This is a genomic window from Streptomyces sp. JNUCC 64 (assembly GCF_054484115.1).
In genome coordinates this window covers 1,138,643-1,156,313 of record NZ_CM137015.1, presented here as the reverse complement: position 1 = coordinate 1,156,313, position 17,671 = coordinate 1,138,643, and the positions used below count along the sequence as shown (strand labels likewise).

Below are 17,671 nucleotides of genomic sequence, written 5' to 3'. Positions count from 1 at the left end.
GCCCCGGCATTGCCAACACTCGACCCGTGGAGACAATCGAGCGCGAGGGCGGCGACCGGGCGATGGGCAGCGGCGGGTGGGACTCCGGACCTCCTCCGGGAACCGGAACCGGCCACGGAGCACCTCCGGGCGTCACCCACGGCCCCCCGCCGTACGAGGGGGTGTGGCGCTTCCAGGCCCCCGCGGTGGACGCCTCGGTGCCCCGGGCCCGGCGCGCGGTCCGCGATCTGCTGCTGCGCCAGCGGGTCCCGGTGACCGACGAACTGCTCCAGGGGCTGCTGCTGATCGTCTCGGAGCTGGCGACCAACGCGGTCAAGCACGCCGCGGTGCTGTCCCCGCTGCTCACCGTGGAGCTGGCGGTCGGCGCCGAGTGGGTGCGGGTCGCCGTCGAGGACAACCACCCCTACCGCCCGACCGCCCTGGAGGCCGACCACGGCCAGACCGGCGGCCGGGGGCTGCTCCTGGTGCGCGAGGTGACCCGGGAGTCCGGCGGCGTGTGCGACGTGGAGAAGACCCCCAACGGCGGCAAGGTCATCTGGGCGGCGCTGCCGCTCGGCCCCGCGCGGCTCCCGGGCCGCCGCTGACCGGCCCCGGTCCCGGGTGCCGCCGACCCGGTGGCCCGGAACACGACGGACGGCCCGGGTCTCCCGACCCGGGCCGTCCGTCGCGCTTTCCCCCGTCCTCCGGCCCCCGGTCGCGGACGGGCGCTCACCCGTCCACGGCCGGACCGCTCACCAGCCCGCGGCCGGGCCCGTCAGCTCCCTGATCGCGGGCCGCGCCGCGTCCAGCACCGTCATGAACCACGCCGAGAACGGGTCCTCCGCGTGCCGTGCCGACAGCTCCCCGGCGGTGACGAAGGCGGTCTCCCCGACCTCCGTCCCGTCGGGCCGTGGCGGCGTCCGCACCAGCCCCACGAACAGATGGTTGAACTCCTGCTCCACCAGTCCCGACGCGGGGTCCGGGTGGTTGTACCGGACGGTGCCCGCCTCGGCGAGCAGGGCGGGGGAGACCCCCAGCTCCTCGAAGGTGCGGCGGGCGGCGGCCGCGAAGGGCGCCTCGCCCGGGTACGGATGGCCGCAGCAGGTGTTCGACCAGACTCCGGGGGAGTGGTACTTGCCGAGCGCCCGCCGCTGGAGCAGCAGCCGTCCGCGCTCGTCGAACAGGAACACCGAGAACGCCCGGTGCAGCCGCCCCGGGGCCTGGTGGGCGGAGAGCTTCTCGGCCGTGCCGATGGTGTTGCCGTCCTCGTCGACCAGTTCCAGCATGATCGCTTCGGTGGTGGCGCTCGGCGCGGTGTGCTCCGCGGTCGCAGGTGTGATCGGCATACCCATCCTTCGCTTCGGTCCTCGCCCGTCAAGTCTGCCGCACATCACCGACACTTCCGGCATCGACGGCGTCCGCCGCGTGCCGTGGGACCGGGCCCGCGACCGCCGCGCGACTGGTCGGACGCCCGGGGCGCCCGACTACCTGACTCGCTTTCCCGGCCCCCGACGGAAAACACGCCCACGTCGGCTAGCGCACGCATTCGCAGAACACTCAAGCGAATCCCGTGCCCCGGGAGGGCGCGAGGAACGGTGCGGTGCCCCGCTGGTGCGGTTCCCCGCGCCCCTTCCGGGGCGTGCCGGCCGGGGTGCGTCGTCCTGCGCGGGTCCGCTGGGGTTGTTCGCGCAGTTCCCCGCGCCCCTGTCGGTGCGCTTCGGGCAGGGTCTCGCCGTCGGGTGCGGGAGCGGGACGGTGCGCTCCCGCGTCGTCGCTGTCGGCCGCGGACCGTGGCGGGCCGCTCGCGCAGTTCCCCGCGCCCCTACGGCGCCCTCCCGACGAACACCCCCACCGAACCCACACACGCGACCAACCCCAACACACCCCCACGCAACAACGCCCCCTAGCCAGGACGCCCCCGCCAGGGGCGCGAGGAACGACGCGAGCAACCACCACGCACCCGAGGCGAACCAGGGATCAGGGCCCCGCCAGGGGCGCGAGGAACGACGCGAGCAACCACGACGCACCTGCGGCGAACCGGGGAGCAGGCCCCGTCAGGGGCGCGGGGAACTGCGCGAGCAACCCCAGCGGACCCGCGGCCAACGACGGACAGCAGCCCGGCCAAGGGGCGCGGGGAACGGCGCGAACAACCACGACGCACCCGAGGCGAACCGGCAGCCCACCGCACCCCGCACCCGAAAAACCAGGGCCCCGCCCGCACTCAGTGGCAGACCCGCGCCTCGTGCTCCGCGTGCCCCCCGGGCTCCAGCTGGAAGGTGCAGTGCGCCACGTCGAAATGGTCCCCGAGGCACTCCTGCAACGCGTGCAGCATCCGCTCGTGCCCGGTCCGGTCCAGGACCTTCTCGCTGACCACCACGTGGGCCGACAGCACGGGCATCCCGGAGGTGATCGTCCAGGCGTGCAGATCGTGCACCTCCTCGACCCCCTCCAGGGCCAGGATGTGGGAGCGCACCTCGGTCATGTCCACGCCCTTGGGGGCCGACTCCAGCAGCACGTTCAGGGTCTCGCGGAGCAGCTTCACGGTCCGGGGGACGATCATCAGCCCGATGACCAGCGAGGCGATCGGGTCCGCGGCCTGCCATCCGGTGGCCATGATGACCAGCGCGGAGACGACCACGGCCAGCGAGCCGAGCGCGTCCGACAGCACCTCCAGGAAGGCGCCCCGGACGTTGAGGCTCTCCTTCTGCCCGCGCATCAGCAGCGACAGCGAGACGAGGTTCGCCACCAGGCCGATCAGACCGAAGACCACGGTGAGCCCGCCCTCGGTCTCGGTGGGCGTGATGAACCGCTGGACCGCCTCGTAGAGGACGTAGCCCCCGACGCCGAGCAGCAGCAGACAGTTGGCGAGGGCGGCGAGGATCTCCGCCCGGGCGAAGCCGAAGGTGCGGTTGGCGCTCGGCGGGCGGTTCGCGAAGTGGATCGCGAGCAGGGCCATCCCGAGGCCCACCGCGTCGGTGGCCATGTGCGCCGCGTCCGCGACGAGGGCCAGCGATCCGGTGACGAATCCGCCGATGACCTCCATCACCAGCACGGTCAGCGTGATCGACAGCGCGATCCGCAGCCGTCCCCGGTACGCGGCCGCGGCCGTACCGGTGACGGGGCCGCCGTGGCCGTGCCCGTGATCGTGCCCTGCCCCCATGAAAACCATCCCTCGCAGCAGTGGTGGACGTCCTCTCGCACCTCAGTGAACTACGGGTGGGGGGTATCCGGCAACACGGCATTGAACACCGTTGTCATATGCTCTGACCTGCGAAAACGAACCCCAGGTCAGAGCGTCGGAAAGATCCGGAACCAGGGCGGCGGTACGTTCGGCCACCCGGGCCGCGGGCCCCGCCCGAACACCGCCGGAACCCCGCCCGCGTCCCGCCGGGCGGCCAGGAAAACCCCCTCGCGGTCCGGCCCCGGGCGGCTCCCGCCCGCCACCCGCGCCGGGGCCGCCGGACCGGCCGCCCCCGCCCCGCCGTCCGGCGCGGGAAGGCCCGGGCTCCGGACGGTTTGTGATACGGGCCGTGATCAACAATGATGACCGGCACGGCGAGGGGGCGGTGGACCGCGCCGACGGAGCGTGAACGGGTGGTGAACGCCCCTCGGTACGCATCCGATAACCTCTGCCGACATGCCGCCCGGCCGGAACCCCGGCCCCGGGGCGCGCCCTCACCTATGCGCACGCCCGGCGTCAGCGTGCGCCGGAACCCAGGGAGTGAGCCCTCTGTCGACCGCCATCCTCACCGGCCGGCCGGTCCCGGGATCGTCGCTCGAAGGCGATCTGCGGGACCTCGGCTTCGACGTGCGGGTCGCCGAGGACGCGGCCGACGTCCCCGCCCTGCTCTCCGACGTCCCCGACGGACAGCGCGTGGCGCTGGTGGACAGCCGTTTCGTGGGCCACCGGCACGCGCTGCGGCTCGCCCTCACCGACCCCCGGTTCGACGCGGCGGCCGTGCCCGGCGCCGTCACCGTCCGCCCCGCCGCCCGCGCCGCCCTGGACCGCGCGGTCCGCGAGGGCGCGGCCCCGGCCGCCGGACCGACCGGAACCCCCGACTCCGCCCCCGGGTCCGACGCCCCCGCGAAGGCCACCGCCGCCCCGGACGCCGCCACCGCCGTGGCGGACACCGTCCCCGACCGGGCCGCGACCCTGGTCGAGGCGGCGGGCACCGCCGTGCACCGCCCCGAGCTGGGCAGTCTCGTCGCGACGGTCCCCGACGACCCGCAGGCCCGCAACGAGGCCCGCCAGGCCGTCGCCGCCGTCGACGACGAGGAGGTCCGGCTGCGCACCGCGGTGAAGTCCCGGGACGGCTTCTTCACCACCTTCGTCGTCAGTCCCTACTCCCGGTACGTCGCCCGCTGGTGCGCCCGGCGCGGACTGACCCCCAACCAGGTCACCACCCTGTCCCTGCTCACCGCGGTGATCGCGGCGGGCTGCGCGGCCACCGGCACCCGGGGCGGCTTCGTCGCCGCCGGGGTCCTGCTGTTGTTCTCGTTCGTCCTGGACTGCGCGGACGGCCAGCTCGCCCGCTACACCCTCCAGTACTCCACGCTCGGCGCCTGGCTCGACGCCACCTTCGACCGGGCCAAGGAATACGTCTTCTACGCGGGTCTCGCCCTGGGCGCGGCACGCGGCGGGGACGACGTCTGGGCGCTGGCGCTCGGCGCGATGGTCCTCCAGACCTGCCGCCACGTCGTCGACTTCGCCTTCAACGAGGCCAACCACGACGCCACCGGGAACACCAGCCCCACCGCCGCCCTCTCCGGCCGTCTCGACGGCGTCGGCTGGACGGTCTGGGCCCGCCGGATGATCGTGCTGCCGATCGGGGAGCGCTGGGCGCTGATCGCGGTGCTCACCGCGTTCACCACCCCCCGGATCACCCTGGTCGTGCTGATCGTGGGCTGCGCGTTCGCGGCCTGCTATACCACCGCCGGACGGGTCCTGCGCTCGCTGACCCGCCGGGCCCGGCGCACCGAGCGGGCCGCCCGCGCGCTCTTCGACCTCACCGACACCGGAGCCCTCGGCGAGGCGTTCGCGGCTGCGCTCACCGGGGTCGCCCGGCGGCTGCCGCCCTTCGCGCCGCCCGCCGTGGCCCTCCTCGGCGGCGCGGCCGTGGTGGCGAGCGCCGCCCTCACCGGCTTCGGCGGCTGGGCGACCGTCGCCGTCGGCTGTCTGTACGTGGCGGCCTCGGGGCTCGCGGTCGCCCGTCCGCTGACCGGCGCCCTCGACTGGCTGGTGCCCCCGTTCTTCCGTGCCGCCGAGTACGGCACGGTGCTGGCGCTGGCCGCCCAGGCGGGCTCGGACGGGGCGCTGCCCGCCGCGTTCGGGCTGGTGGCGGCCGTCGCCTACCATCACTACGACACGGTCTACCGCATTCGCGGTGGTACCGGCGCGCCGCCGACGTGGCTGGTGCGCGCGACCGGGGGGCAGGAGGGCAGGGTCCTGCTGGTCACCCTCGCCGCCGCGCTGCTCGGTGACACAGGTTTCACCGCCCTGCTCACGGCCCTCGCCGTGGTGGTGGCACTCGTGGTGCTCGTCGAGAGCATCCGCTTCTGGGTCTCCTCCGGAGCACCCGCCGTACACGATGAAGGAGAACCCGCATGATCGGCCTCGTGCTGGCGGCCGGCGCCGGACGGCGTCTGCGTCCCTACACCGACACGCTCCCCAAGGCGCTCGTGCCGGTGGGCCCCGAGGGCGCCGAGGACAGCCTCACCGTCCTCGACCTCACCCTCGGCAACTTCGCGGAGATCGGGCTCACCGAGGTCGCGATCATCGTCGGGTACCGCAAGGAGGCCGTGTACGAGCGCAAGGCCGCCCTGGAGGCGAAGTACGGCCTCACGCTCACCCTCATCGACAACGACAAGGCCGAGGAGTGGAACAACGCCTACTCCCTGTGGTGCGGCCGTGACGCCCTCCAGCACTCGGTGATCCTCGCCAACGGCGACACCGTGCACCCGGTCTCCGTCGAGAAGACCCTGCTCGCCGCCCGTGGCGACGGCAAGAAGATCATCCTCGCCCTGGACACGGTGAAGCAGCTCGCCGACGAGGAGATGAAGGTCGTCGTGGACCCCGCCAAGGGCGTCCAGAAGATCACCAAGCTGATGGACCCGGCCGAGGCGACGGGCGAGTACATCGGCGTCACCCTCATCGAGGGCGAGGCCGCCGCCGAGCTGGCCGACGCGCTGAAGACCACCTTCGAGCGCGACCCCGACCTTTACTACGAGGACGGCTACCAGGAGCTCGTCAACCGGGGCTTCCAGATCGACGTGGCGCCCATCGGCGACGTCAAGTGGGTCGAGATCGACAACCACGACGACCTCGCCAAGGGGCGTGAGATCGCGTGCCAGTACTGACCCGGCTGATCCCGTCGCCGCTCGTCGTCGACATCCGCGCGGGTGCCCTCGACGATCTCGGCGGGGTCCTCGCGGACCAGCGCATCTCCACCTCGGGCAAGCTCGCCGTCGCCATCAGCGGCGGCTCGGGCGCCCGGCTGCGGGAGCGGCTGGAGCCCGCGCTGCCCGGCGCCGACTGGTTCCCGGTCGGCGGCGGCACGCTGGACGACGCGGTCAAGCTGGCCGAGGCGATGCGCAAGGGCCACTACGACGCCGTGGTGGGCCTGGGCGGCGGCAAGATCATCGACTGTGCGAAGTTCGCCGCCGCCCGGGTCGGGCTGCCGCTGGTCGCCGTGGCGACCAACCTCGCCCACGACGGTCTGTGCTCCCCGGTCGCGACGCTCGACAACGACGCGGGCCGCGGCTCGTACGGGGTGCCCAACCCGATCGCGGTCGTCATCGACCTCGACGTGGTCCGCGAGGCCCCGGTGCGGTTCGTGCGCTCCGGCATCGGTGACGCCGTCTCCAACATCTCCTGCGTCGCCGACTGGGAGCTGGCCCACCGGGAGACCGGCGAGTCGATCGACGGGCTGGCCGCGGCCATCGCCCGGCAGGCGGGCGAGGCCGTGCTGCGCCACCCCGGCGGGGTCGGCGACGACGGCTTCCTCCAGGTGCTCGCGGAGGGCCTGGTCCTCACCGGCATCTCGATGTCGGTGGCGGGCGACTCCCGTCCCGCCTCCGGCGCCTGCCACGAGATCAACCACGCCTTCGACCTCCTCTTCCCCAAGCGGGCCGCGAGCCACGGCGAGCAGGTGGCGCTGGGCGCCGCCTTCGCCATGCACCTGCGCGGGGCGCACGAGGAGTCCCGGCACATGGCCGAGGTGCTGCGCCGCCACGGGCTGCCGGTCCTGCCCGGGGACATCGGCTTCACGGTGGACGAGTTCGTCCAGGCCGTGACGTTCGCCCCCCGGACCCGGCCCGGCCGCTACACCATCCTCGAACACCTCGACCTGAACACCGACCAGATCAAGGACGCATACGCCGACTATGCCAAGGCCATCGGTAGCTGAACTCCGTCCGGTCGTGCACCCCCCGGGGGTCAAGGACCGGCGCAGTGGTGAGCACTGGGCGGGACGCCTGTACATGCGGGAGATCTCGCTGCGCTGCGACCGCTACCTGGTGAACACCAGGGTCACGCCCAACCAGCTCACGTACCTGATGACCGTCTGCGGCGTGCTCGCGGCCCCGGCACTGCTGGTGCCGGGGATCGCGGGCGCCGTGCTCGGCGTGGTGATGGTCCAGCTGTACCTGCTGCTGGACTGCGTGGACGGCGAGATCGCCCGCTGGCGCCAGCAGTTCTCGCTCGGCGGGGTCTACCTGGACCGGGTCGGCGCCTACCTCACCGACGCGGCGGTGCTCGTGGGCTTCGGTCTGCGCGCCGCCGATCTGTGGGGGACCGGCCGGATCGACTGGCTGTGGGCCTTCCTCGGCACCCTGGCGGCCCTCGGGGCGATCCTGATCAAGGCGGAGACCGACCTGGTCGGCGTCGCCCGGCACCAGGGCGGGCTGCCGCCGGTCAAGGAGTCCGCGTCGGAGCCGCGCTCCTCCGGGATGGCGCTGGCCCGCCGGGCCGCCGCCGCGCTCAAGTTCCACCGGCTGATCCTCGGCATCGAGGCGTCCCTGCTGATCCTGGTCCTCGCGGTCCTGGACACCGTCCGGGGCGACCTCTTCTTCACCCGGCTCGGGGTGGCCGTCCTGGCGGGCATCGCCCTCCTCCAGACCCTGCTGCACCTGGTGTCCATCCTGGTCTCCAGCCGCCTGAAGTGAGGCGGGTCCGCCCGCGTGCCCCGCGGGCGGACCGGTGCGCGGACCGCGCTCCCCGCGTTCCGGGAGCGTGCCGTACCGTGTGGCGACCGGCCCGGCTGGGCCCGTCGGCGGCGATCTGACAAGCTCGGGTGCCAAGGACGTCCGGCCGCGCCCCCGCCCGGAGGACGACCGGGACCCGTCCGTGTCCCGTCCGACAGCTCATCTCCTGAAGACGAAAGTTTCCCTTGTGAGTGAGACAACGCACGACGGCGGTGTCGCGGTGACCGCCGCTCCGTCGCCCGACGACGGGCTCTCCGCGGCGGCGCTGGCCGCCAAGCACGGACTGACCGTGAGCGGCGCCCGCCCCGGACTGCCGCAGTACGTCCGTCAGCTGTGGGGACGGCGTCACTTCATCCTGGCGTTCTCGCAGGCCAAGCTCACCGCCCAGTACAGCCAGGCCAAGCTGGGCCAGCTCTGGCAGGTGGTCACCCCGCTGCTGAACGCGCTGGTCTACTACCTGGTCTTCGGGCTGATCCTGAACGCCAGCCGGGGCATGGAGAAGGAGGTGTACATCCCGTTCCTGGTGACCGGGGTGTTCGTCTTCACCTTCACCCAGAGCTCGGTGATGGCGGGCGTCCGGGCGATCTCCGGGAACCTCGGACTGGTGCGGGCGCTGCACTTCCCCCGGGCCTCGCTGCCGGTCTCCTTCGCGCTCCAGCAGCTCCAGCAGCTGCTCTTCTCGATGCTGGTGGTCTTCGCCGTCGCCATCGCCTGCGGCAGTTACCCCAGCCTGTCGTGGCTGCTGATCCTGCCGGCGCTGGCGCTCCAGTTCCTCTTCAACACCGGACTGGCCCTGATCATGGCCCGGCTCGGCAGCAAGACCCCCGACCTCGCCCAGCTGATGCCGTTCGTGATGCGGACCTGGATGTACGCCTCGGGCGTGATGTTCTCCATCCCGATCATGCTGGAGGGCAGGCCCGCGTGGATCGCGGACCTGCTCCAGTGGAACCCGGCCGCGATCTACATGGACCTGATGCGGTTCGCCCTGATCGACGGTTACGGCTCCGACAACCTGCCCGCGCACGTCTGGGCCATCGCCCTGGGCTGGGCGGTCCTCGTGGCGGTCGGCGGATTCGTGTACTTCTGGAAGGCGGAGGAGCGGTACGGCCGTGGCTGAACAGAGCACGGGCGCCCGGCGCCCCACCGTGATCGCGGACGAGCTGCACATCGTCTACCGCGTCAACGGCGCGAAGACCGGCAAGGGCAGCGCCACCTCGGCGCTCAGCCGCATCGTGCGGCGCGGCGGGGAGCGCGGGGTGCGCGAGGTGCACGCCGTGCGCGGGGTGTCCTTCGTGGCGTACCGGGGCGAGGCGATCGGGCTGATCGGCTCCAACGGCTCCGGCAAGTCCACCCTGCTGCGGGCCATCGCCGGACTGCTGCCCGCCGAGCGCGGCAAGGTCTACACCGACGGCCAGCCCTCGCTGCTCGGGGTGAACGCGGCCCTGATGAACGACCTCACCGGGGAGCGCAACGTCATCCTGGGCGGCCTCGCCATGGGGATGTCGCGCGAGCAGATCACCTCGCGCTACCAGCAGATCGTGGACTTCTCGGGGATCAACGAGAAGGGCGACTTCATCACCCTGCCGATGCGCACCTACTCCTCGGGCATGGCGGCCCGGCTGCGCTTCTCCATCGCCGCCGCCAAGGACCACGACGTCCTGATGATCGACGAGGCGCTGGCGACCGGCGACCGCAAGTTCCAGAAGCGCTCCGAGGCCCGGATCAGGGAACTGCGCCAGGAGGCGGGCACGGTCTTCCTCGTCAGCCACAACAACAAGTCCATCCGGGACACCTGCGACCGGGTGATCTGGCTGGAGCACGGCGAACTGCGGATGGACGGCCCCACGGCGGACGTCCTGAAGGAGTACGAGAAGTTCACCGGGAAGTAACCGCTCCCCCCGTCCCCGGGGGCATCCCCACCGGACGACCGGACCCCGCCGGAACCACCGCGCGGGGTCCTTCCGTGTGTGCCGCCAACCGCCCGGGCGGCGGGGGATCCTGACGCTCCGTGGAAAATCCGCCCGACCGGGGAACCCGGGAGCTGGCCGGTTCGTTCCCCTGAGGCAGACCGGCCCCCGCCGATGCCCCGACGTCGTACGACGTAAGCTGTGACGGTCCTGACGCGCGGCGACGGGGAGAAGGCGGTCTCAAGCCCCCCGGGCATCCCCGCGGCGTACCAGTGGGCGGTGTGTCCGAAAGGGGATGTTTTCGGTCGGTAGTGTAGAACGGAGATGTGACGGCAATGGCTACGGAGAGTCTCCGGCTCCGCGACGCTTCCGCAGTCTCCGTACCGGGCGGCACACGGTGACGGAAGCCGAGAGCACGCCCATGCGCGGCACGTCCAGCCCCCGCCCCGCCCCGGCCTTCGCGGGCACCCCCCGGCCCCCCGTGGACACCCCGTCCGCCCCGGAGCCCGACGGTCCCGCCACCCTCACCACCCTCGACAAGGCCGCGCACGAGAACTTCCCCGTCGCCCCCTTCTTCCTGCCCCGCGCCTGGCGCGCCGACCTCATGGCGCTCTACGGCTACGCCCGGCTGGTCGACGACATCGGCGACGGCGACCTCGCCCCCGGCGGAGCCGACGCCCGCCACCTCGGTCTCTCCCCGGCCGACGCCGAGGACCGGCTGACCCTCCTCGACGCCTTCGAGGCCGATCTGCGCCGGGTCTTCGCCCCCGCCTCCGACGGTCCGCGCCATCCGCTGCTGCGGCGTCTGGCCCCCACGGTCCACCGCCACCGGCTCGACCCCGCTCCCTTCCTCGGGCTGATCGCCGCCAACCGGCAGGACCAGCTCGTCAGCCGCTACGCCACCTACGACGACCTCCTCGCCTACTGCGAGCTGTCGGCCAACCCCGTCGGCCGGCTCGTCCTCGCCGTCACCGGCACCGCCACCCCCGAACGCCTGCGCCGCTCCGACGCCGTGTGCACCGGCCTCCAGATCGTCGAGCACCTCCAGGACGTCGCCGAGGACCTGGCCCGCGACCGGATCTACCTGCCCGCCGAGGACATGGCCCGCTTCCACGTCGGGGAAGGCGACCTCGCCGCCCCGCCCCCCACCGGGGCGTCGGTGCGCGCGCTCGTCGCCCACGAGGCGGCCCGCGCCCGTGACCTGCTCGCCGAGGGCACCGCCCTGGTGGACAGCGTGCACGGCAGACTCCGGCTGCTCCTCGCCGGATTCGTGGGCGGCGGCCGGGCCGCCGTCCACGCCCTGGCCGCGGCCTCCTACGACGTGCTCTCGGGCCCGCCCAGGTCCACCAAGGTCCAGCTCCTGCGCGAGGTGGGCGTCACACTGCGAGGAAAGGGGTGAACCGGGCCGTGGAGCCAGAGCCGAGCGCATCCGCGCCGGTGCTCGCCGCGTACAGCTACTGCGAGACCGTCACCGGGCAGCAGGCCCGGAACTTCGCCTACGGCATCCGACTGCTGCCGACCGCGAAGCGCCGCGCCATGTCCGCGCTGTACGCCTTCTCACGGCGGGTGGACGACATCGGCGACGGTGAACTCGCCCCGGACGTCAAGCGCGTCCGGCTGGAGGAGACCCGCGCCCTGCTGACCCGGGTCCGCGACGGCGCGGTCGAGGAGGACGACACCGACCCCGTCGCGGTCGCCCTCGGCCACACCGCACGCGTCTTCCCCGTCCCCCTCGGCGCCCTCGACGAACTGATCGACGGCGTCCTGATGGACGTCGACGGCCAGACCTACACCACCTGGGACGACCTGGAGGTCTACTGCCGCTGCGTCGCCGGGGCCATCGGACGGCTGTCCCTCGGGGTGTTCGGCACCGAGCCCGGCGCCCGGGAGGCCGACCGCGCCCCCGAGTACGCCGACACCCTCGGGCTCGCGCTCCAGCTCACCAACATCCTCCGGGACGTCCGCGAGGACGCGCTGGGCGGCCGGGTCTACCTCCCCGCCGAGGACCTCGCCAAGTTCGGCTGCGCCGACGGCTTCGACGGACCGAACCCCCCGGCGGGCGGCGACTTCACCGGTCTCGTCCACCACGAGGTCCGCCGGGCCCGCGCCCTGTTCGCCGAGGGCTACCGGCTGCTCCCGCTCCTCGACCGGCGCAGCGGCGCCTGTGTGGCCGCCATGGCCGGGATCTACCGACGGCTGCTCGACCGCATCGAACGCGACCCCGTCGCGGTGCTGCGCGGCCGGGTCTCCCTGCCGGGACACGAGAAGGCGTACGTCGCCGTCCGGGGCCTCTCCGGCCTCGACGCCCGGCACGTCGCCCGCCTCACCGCCAGGGGGCGCGTCTGATGCCCGGACCGTTCCCGCCCCCGGTCCCGTCACCGCGTCCGGCCCGGCCCGGTGCCCTGCCCACCGGCCCGTCCGACGCCCACCGGGCGGCGCTTGCCGACCGGTCCGTGCACGGCCTCCGGTCCGCGTCCGCCCACCGGTCCGCGCCCGTCGTCCGCGTCCCGGCGCACCCGTGTCACCGCACCTCCGGGGGAGCCGCGTGAACGACACCACCCCGCGTCCGGCCGGACCGGCCGCGCCCGGTGGACGCCCCGTCGACGCCGTGGTCGTCGGCGGCGGCCTCGCCGGGACCACCGCCGCCCTCGCCCTCGCGGACGCCGGGGTGTCCGTCACCCTCCTGGAGGGACGCCCCCGCCTCGGCGGCCTCGCCTTCTCCTTCCAGCGCGGCGACCTCACCGTCGACAACGGCCAGCACGTCTATCTGCGCTGCTGCACCGCCTACCGCCGGTTCCTCGACCGGATCGACGCCACCGCGCTGGCCCCGCTCCAGGACCGGCTGACCGTCCCCGTGGTGGACGCCGCCACCCGGGTGCGCACCGCCTCCGGCGAGGGCCCCCGGCTCGGCACCCTGCGCCGCGACGACCTGCCCGTACCGCTGCACCTGGCGCGCTCCCTCGCCCGGTACCCGCACCTCTCGGCCGCCGAACGGCTCTCCGTCGGCCGCGCCGCGCTCGCCCTCAAGGCCCTGGACCCGGCCGATCCGGCCCTGGACGACCAGGACTTCGGCGGCTGGCTCGCCCGGCACGGCCAGTCCGCGCGGGCCGTCGAGGCGCTCTGGGACCTCGTCGGCGTCGCCACCCTCAACGCCGTCGCCACGGACGTGTCCCTCGCCCTGGCCGCGATGGTCTTCCGCACCGGACTGCTCCAGGAGCGCGGGGCCTGTGACATCGGCTGGGCCGCCGTGCCCCTCGGCGAACTCCACGACACCCTCGCCCGCAAGGCCCTCGACGCCGCCGGGGTCCGCACCGAGCTGCGCACCCGGGTCGCCGGGGTCTCCCGCGAACCCGACGGCCGCTGGACGGTGCGCACCCCGGACGGACGGCTCACCGCGGACGCCGTCGTCCTCGCCACCGCCCAGCGCGAGACCCACGACCTGCTGCCCCCCGGAGCCCTCGACGCCCCGGGCCGTCTGCTCGAACTCGGCACCTCGCCCATCCTCAACCTGCACGTCGTCTACGACCGCGTGGTCCTGCGGCGCCCGTTCTTCGCCGCGCTCGGCTCACCCGTCCAGTGGGTCTTCGACCGCACCGCCGCCTCCGGGCTGACCGACGGGCAGTACCTCGCGGTCTCCCAGTCGGCCGCGCACCACGAGATCGACGAGCCCGTCGCGACCCTGCGCGAGCGCTACCTCCCGGAGCTGGCCAGGCTGCTGCCCGCCGCCCGGGACGCCCGGGTACGGGACTTCTTCGTCACCCGGGAGCGCACGGCGACGTTCGCGCCCGCGCCGGGCACCGGCGCGCTGCGGCCCCCCGCCCGCACCAAGGCGCCGGGGCTGTACCTGGCCGGGGCGTGGACCGCCACCGGCTGGCCCGCCACGATGGAGGGGGCGGTCCGCAGCGGTGTCAGCGCCGCCGACGCCGCGCTCGGCGTCCCCGGCCTGCCGCGTGACCACTTCTTCGGGGGCGCGGTATGACACTCGATCTCCGCGGGGCGGTCACCCGCACCCCCGGCACCACCGCAACAAGAGGAGAGACTGTGCCCACTGTGCTTCCGGGCGAACTGTCCGCCGAGGCCGTGGACGTGGCCGCGCTGCTGGAACGGGGCAGGACCCTGGCGACCCCGGTGCTGAAGGCGGCCGTGGACCGGCTTGCCGCGCCCATGGACACCGTCGCCGCCTACCACTTCGGCTGGATCGACGCCCACGGCCACCCCGCCGACGGCGACGGCGGCAAGGCGGTGCGCCCCGCGCTCGCCCTGCTCTCCGCCGAGGCCGCCGGTGCCCCGCCGGAGACCGGGGTGCCCGGCGCCGTCGCGGTGGAGCTGGTGCACAACTTCTCCCTGCTCCACGACGACCTGATGGACGGCGACGAGCAGCGCCGCCACCGCGACACCGTGTGGAAGGTGCACGGCCCGGCCCAGGCGATCCTGGTCGGCGACGCGCTGTTCGCCCTCGCGGGCGAGGTCCTGCTGGAACTCGGCACCGTCGAGGCGGGCCGCGCCACCCGCAGGCTCACCAGGGCCAGCCGCGCCCTCATCGACGGCCAGGCGCAGGACATCTCCTACGAGCACCGCGAGCGGGTCACCGTCGCGGAGTGCCTGGAGATGGAGGGCAACAAGACCGGTGCCCTGCTGGCCTGCGCCTCCTCCATCGGCGCGGTGCTCGGCGGCGCCGACGACCGCACCGCCGACTGCCTGGAGCGCTACGGCCACCACCTCGGCCTCGCCTTCCAGGCCGTCGACGACCTGCTCGGCATCTGGGGCGACCCGGAGTCCACCGGCAAGCAGACCTGGAGCGACCTCCGCCAGCGCAAGAAGTCGCTGCCGGTGGTCGCCGCCCTCGACGCCGGGGGCTCCGCCTCCGAGCGGCTCGCCGAACTCCTCGCCGCCGACGCCAAGAGCAACGACTTCGACAGCTTCTCCGAGGAGGAGTTCGCCGCCCGCGCCGCCCTCATCGAGGAGGCGGGCGGCCGGGAGTGGACCGCCCAGGAGGCCCGGCGTCAGCACGCGGTCGCCGTGGACGCCCTGGCCTCCGTGGACATGCCCGACCCGGTACGGGCGCGGTTCACCGCGCTCGCCGACTTCGTCGTCGTACGAAAGAGATGATCATCGACATCCGGAACATATGAATCGCGGTCGCCGGCCGGTGCCCACCCGGGCGCCGGCCGACGGCGGACCCAGCAGAGGAACCACACTGCGTCGAAGGGGAAGCCATGACAGCGACGACCGACGGAAGCACCGGGGCGGTACCGCCCCGCGCGGCCTCGGCCACCGAAGAGCACTCCGACGGGACGCCCCGGGCGCCCGATCCCGAGGAGACCCGGCGCGCGACCCGGCGCGCGACCGACCTCCTGCTCTCCCTCCAGTCCCCCCAGGGCTGGTGGAAGGGCGACCTGGAGACGAACGTCACCATGGACGCCGAGGACCTGCTGCTCCGGGAGTTCCTCGGCATCCGCGACGAGGCCACCACCCGGGCCGCCGCCCTGTTCGTCCGGGGCGAGCAGCGCGAGGACGGCACCTGGGCCACCTTCCACCGGGGGCCCGGCGACCTCTCCGCCACCGTCGAGGCGTACGTCGCCCTGCGGCTCGCCGGGGACGCCCCCGACGCCCCGCACATGGCCCGCGCCGCCGAGTGGATCAGGGCCCGGGGCGGGATCGCCGCCGCCCGCGTCTTCACCCGCATCTGGCTGGCCCTGTTCGGCTGGTGGCGGTGGGAGGACCTGCCCGAGGTGCCCCCGGAGATCGTCTACGTCCCCCGGTGGTTCCCCCTCAACATCTACGACTTCGGCTGCTGGGCCCGTCAGACGATCGTCCCGCTCTCCGTGGTCTCGGCGCTGCGCCCGGTACGGCCCGCGCCGTTCCCCCTCGACGAACTGCACACCGACCCCGAGCGCCCCTGTCCGCCGCGTCCGCTCGCGCCGGTGGCCTCCTGGGACGGGGTCTTCCAGCGGATCGACAAGGCGCTGCGGGTCTACCACCGGCTGGCGCCCCGCCCGCTGCGGGCGGCGGCCATGCGCTCCGCAGCCCGCTGGATCATCGAACGCCAGGAGCGGGACGGCTGCTGGGGCGGCATCCAGCCGCCCGCCGTCTACTCCGTGATCGCCCTGCACCTGCTCGGCTACGACCTCGAACACCCCGTGCTGCGGGCCGGACTCGACTCCCTCGACCGCTTCACCGTCTGGCGGCCGGACGGCTCCCGGATGGTCGAGGCGTGCCAGTCCCCGGTGTGGGACACCTGTCTGGCGACCATCGCGCTGGCCGACGCGGGCGTCCCCGCCGACCACCCCCAACTGGTGCTGGCCGCCGAGTGGATGCTCGGCGAGGAGATCGACCGGCCCGGCGACTGGTCGGTGCGCCGCCCCGGACTCGCCCCCGGCGGCTGGGCGTTCGAGTTCCACAACGACACCTACCCCGACATCGACGACACCGCCGAGGTCGTCCTGGCCCTGCGCCGGGTGGCGCACCCCGACCCCGGACGGCTGGACGGGGCCGTCGCCCGGGGCGTGGCGTGGAACCTCGGGATGCAGTCCAGGGACGGCGGATGGGGCGCGTTCGACGTCGACAACACCAGCCCGTTCCCCAACCGGCTCCCGTTCTGCGACTTCGGCAAGGTCATCGACCCCCCGTCGGCCGACGTCACCGCCCACGTCGTGGAGATACTGGCCGTCGAGGGCCGCGCCGCCGACCCGGGCACCCGCCGGGGGATCGCCTGGCTGCTCGCGGCCCAGGAGTCGGGCGGCGCCTGGTTCGGCCGCTGGGGCGTCAACTACGTGTACGGGACGGGGTCGGTGGTGCCCGCCCTGGTCGCGGCCGGGCTGCCGTGCTCGCACCCGGCGATCCGCCGGGCCGTGGCCTGGCTGGAGTCGGTGCAGAACGAGGACGGCGGCTGGGGCGAGGACCTGCGCTCCTACCGCGACGCGCCCGGCTGGGGCGGTCGCGGCACCTCCACCGCCTCGCAGACGGCGTGGGCGCTGATGGCGCTGCTGGCGGCGGGGGAGCGGGACGGCGGGGCGGTGGCCCGGGGCGTCGCCTGGCTGGTGGAGACCCAGCGCGAGGACGGCTCCTGGGACGAGCCCTACTTCACCGGCACCGGTTTCCCCTGGGACTTCTCCATCAACTACCACCTGTACCGGCAGGTGTTCCCGCTGACCGCGCTGGGACGGTATCTGCACGGGGAGCCCTTCGCGGACCGCGCCCGGGCCGCCGCCGATCCCACGACGGCGACGGGGAAGGTGGTGCTGGGGGCGACGAAGCGGTCCGGGCGCCCCGTCCGGCCGATCGTGGTGCGGGCCGCCCGGTCACTGGTCGCCGCGGCGGCCGGACGGATCGCCGAGCGGACCGGCAAGGGGGGCTGATGCGGGACTCCCCGGCCGACCCGGCCGACCCTCCCGATCCGGTGCCGACCGATCCGGCAGTCGCTGGTCCGGTGCCTTCCGATCCGGTGGCCGGTGGTCCGGTGTCTTCCGGTCCGGTGGCCGCCGACCCGTTCTCCGGCGGCCCGCCTCCCTCCGGTCCGCTCCCCGGGACTCCGTTCCCTGGCGGCCCGTTCCCCGCCGGTCCGTTCCCCGCCGGTCCGGTGG

The 17,671-nt window shown here is 73.9% G+C and carries 14 protein-coding genes; 12 read left to right on the top strand and 2 right to left on the bottom strand.

The window, feature by feature from the left end; genetic code table 11:
• Positions 1-26: 26 nt before the first annotated feature.
• Entirely contained in the window at positions 27-584 is a 558-nt protein-coding gene (locus tag ACVWNX_RS04545; protein WP_454412562.1) for an ATP-binding protein, read from the top strand.
• A 147-nt stretch (positions 585-731) separates the two neighbouring features.
• Here ACVWNX_RS04545 and idi read toward each other — a convergent pair whose 3' ends face one another.
• Together idi and ACVWNX_RS04535 are read right to left on the bottom strand one after the other, a co-directional pair.
• Entirely contained in the window at positions 732-1,325 is a 594-nt protein-coding gene (idi, locus tag ACVWNX_RS04540; RefSeq protein ID WP_454412561.1) for an isopentenyl-diphosphate Delta-isomerase, read from the bottom strand.
• A gap of 875 nt (positions 1,326-2,200) precedes the next feature.
• The gene (locus tag ACVWNX_RS04535) at positions 2,201-3,139 is read right to left on the bottom strand and encodes a cation diffusion facilitator family transporter (RefSeq protein WP_454412560.1); all 939 of its coding nucleotides are present in this window, start codon (positions 3,137-3,139) and stop codon (positions 2,201-2,203) included.
• A gap of 570 nt (positions 3,140-3,709) precedes the next feature.
• Between ACVWNX_RS04535 and ACVWNX_RS04530 the strand changes: the two genes are divergently transcribed.
• The 11 genes from ACVWNX_RS04530 (at position 3,710) to shc (ending at position 17,446) form a co-directional block, all read left to right on the top strand.
• Positions 3,710-5,587 (top strand): DUF5941 domain-containing protein, encoded by a 1,878-nt coding sequence (locus tag ACVWNX_RS04530; RefSeq protein WP_454414630.1) that lies wholly within the window; start codon positions 3,710-3,712, stop codon positions 5,585-5,587.
• A complete protein-coding gene (locus ACVWNX_RS04525) occupies positions 5,584-6,336 on the top strand; it encodes a phosphocholine cytidylyltransferase family protein (protein WP_454412559.1) in 753 nt (250 codons plus the stop codon). Before ACVWNX_RS04530 ends, ACVWNX_RS04525 begins: the two co-directional genes overlap by 4 nt.
• A complete protein-coding gene (locus ACVWNX_RS04520; RefSeq protein ID WP_454412558.1) occupies positions 6,324-7,385 on the top strand; it encodes an iron-containing alcohol dehydrogenase family protein in 1,062 nt (353 codons plus the stop codon). Before ACVWNX_RS04525 ends, ACVWNX_RS04520 begins: the two co-directional genes overlap by 13 nt.
• Positions 7,363-8,142 (top strand): CDP-alcohol phosphatidyltransferase family protein, encoded by a 780-nt coding sequence (locus ACVWNX_RS04515; protein ID WP_454412557.1) that lies wholly within the window; start codon positions 7,363-7,365, stop codon positions 8,140-8,142. Before ACVWNX_RS04520 ends, ACVWNX_RS04515 begins: the two co-directional genes overlap by 23 nt.
• A gap of 226 nt (positions 8,143-8,368) precedes the next feature.
• The gene (locus ACVWNX_RS04510) at positions 8,369-9,298 is read left to right on the top strand and encodes an ABC transporter permease (RefSeq protein WP_454412556.1); all 930 of its coding nucleotides are present in this window, start codon (positions 8,369-8,371) and stop codon (positions 9,296-9,298) included.
• Positions 9,291-10,070 (top strand): ABC transporter ATP-binding protein, encoded by a 780-nt coding sequence (locus tag ACVWNX_RS04505; protein WP_454412555.1) that lies wholly within the window; start codon positions 9,291-9,293, stop codon positions 10,068-10,070. Before ACVWNX_RS04510 ends, ACVWNX_RS04505 begins: the two co-directional genes overlap by 8 nt.
• A gap of 439 nt (positions 10,071-10,509) precedes the next feature.
• On the top strand, positions 10,510-11,487 hold the full coding sequence (hpnC, locus tag ACVWNX_RS04500; RefSeq protein ID WP_454412554.1) for a squalene synthase HpnC: 978 nt from the start codon (positions 10,510-10,512) through the stop codon (positions 11,485-11,487).
• Positions 11,484-12,434, top strand: a complete 951-nt coding sequence (gene hpnD, locus ACVWNX_RS04495; protein WP_454412553.1) for a presqualene diphosphate synthase HpnD — start codon at positions 11,484-11,486, stop codon at positions 12,432-12,434. The genes hpnC and hpnD overlap by 4 nt, the downstream gene beginning before the upstream one ends.
• 199 nt (positions 12,435-12,633) lie before the next feature.
• Positions 12,634-14,067 (top strand): hydroxysqualene dehydroxylase HpnE, encoded by a 1,434-nt coding sequence (gene hpnE / locus ACVWNX_RS04490; RefSeq protein ID WP_454412552.1) that lies wholly within the window; start codon positions 12,634-12,636, stop codon positions 14,065-14,067.
• Complete coding sequence (locus ACVWNX_RS04485) at positions 14,064-15,197, top strand: polyprenyl synthetase family protein (protein WP_454412551.1); 1,134 nt, start codon at positions 14,064-14,066, stop codon at positions 15,195-15,197. The genes hpnE and ACVWNX_RS04485 overlap by 4 nt, the downstream gene beginning before the upstream one ends.
• 107 nt (positions 15,198-15,304) lie before the next feature.
• Positions 15,305-17,446: a squalene--hopene cyclase gene (shc, locus tag ACVWNX_RS04480; protein ID WP_454412550.1), complete on the top strand. Its 2,142-nt coding sequence runs from the start codon at positions 15,305-15,307 to the stop codon at positions 17,444-17,446.
• Positions 17,447-17,671: the final 225 nt, after the last annotated feature.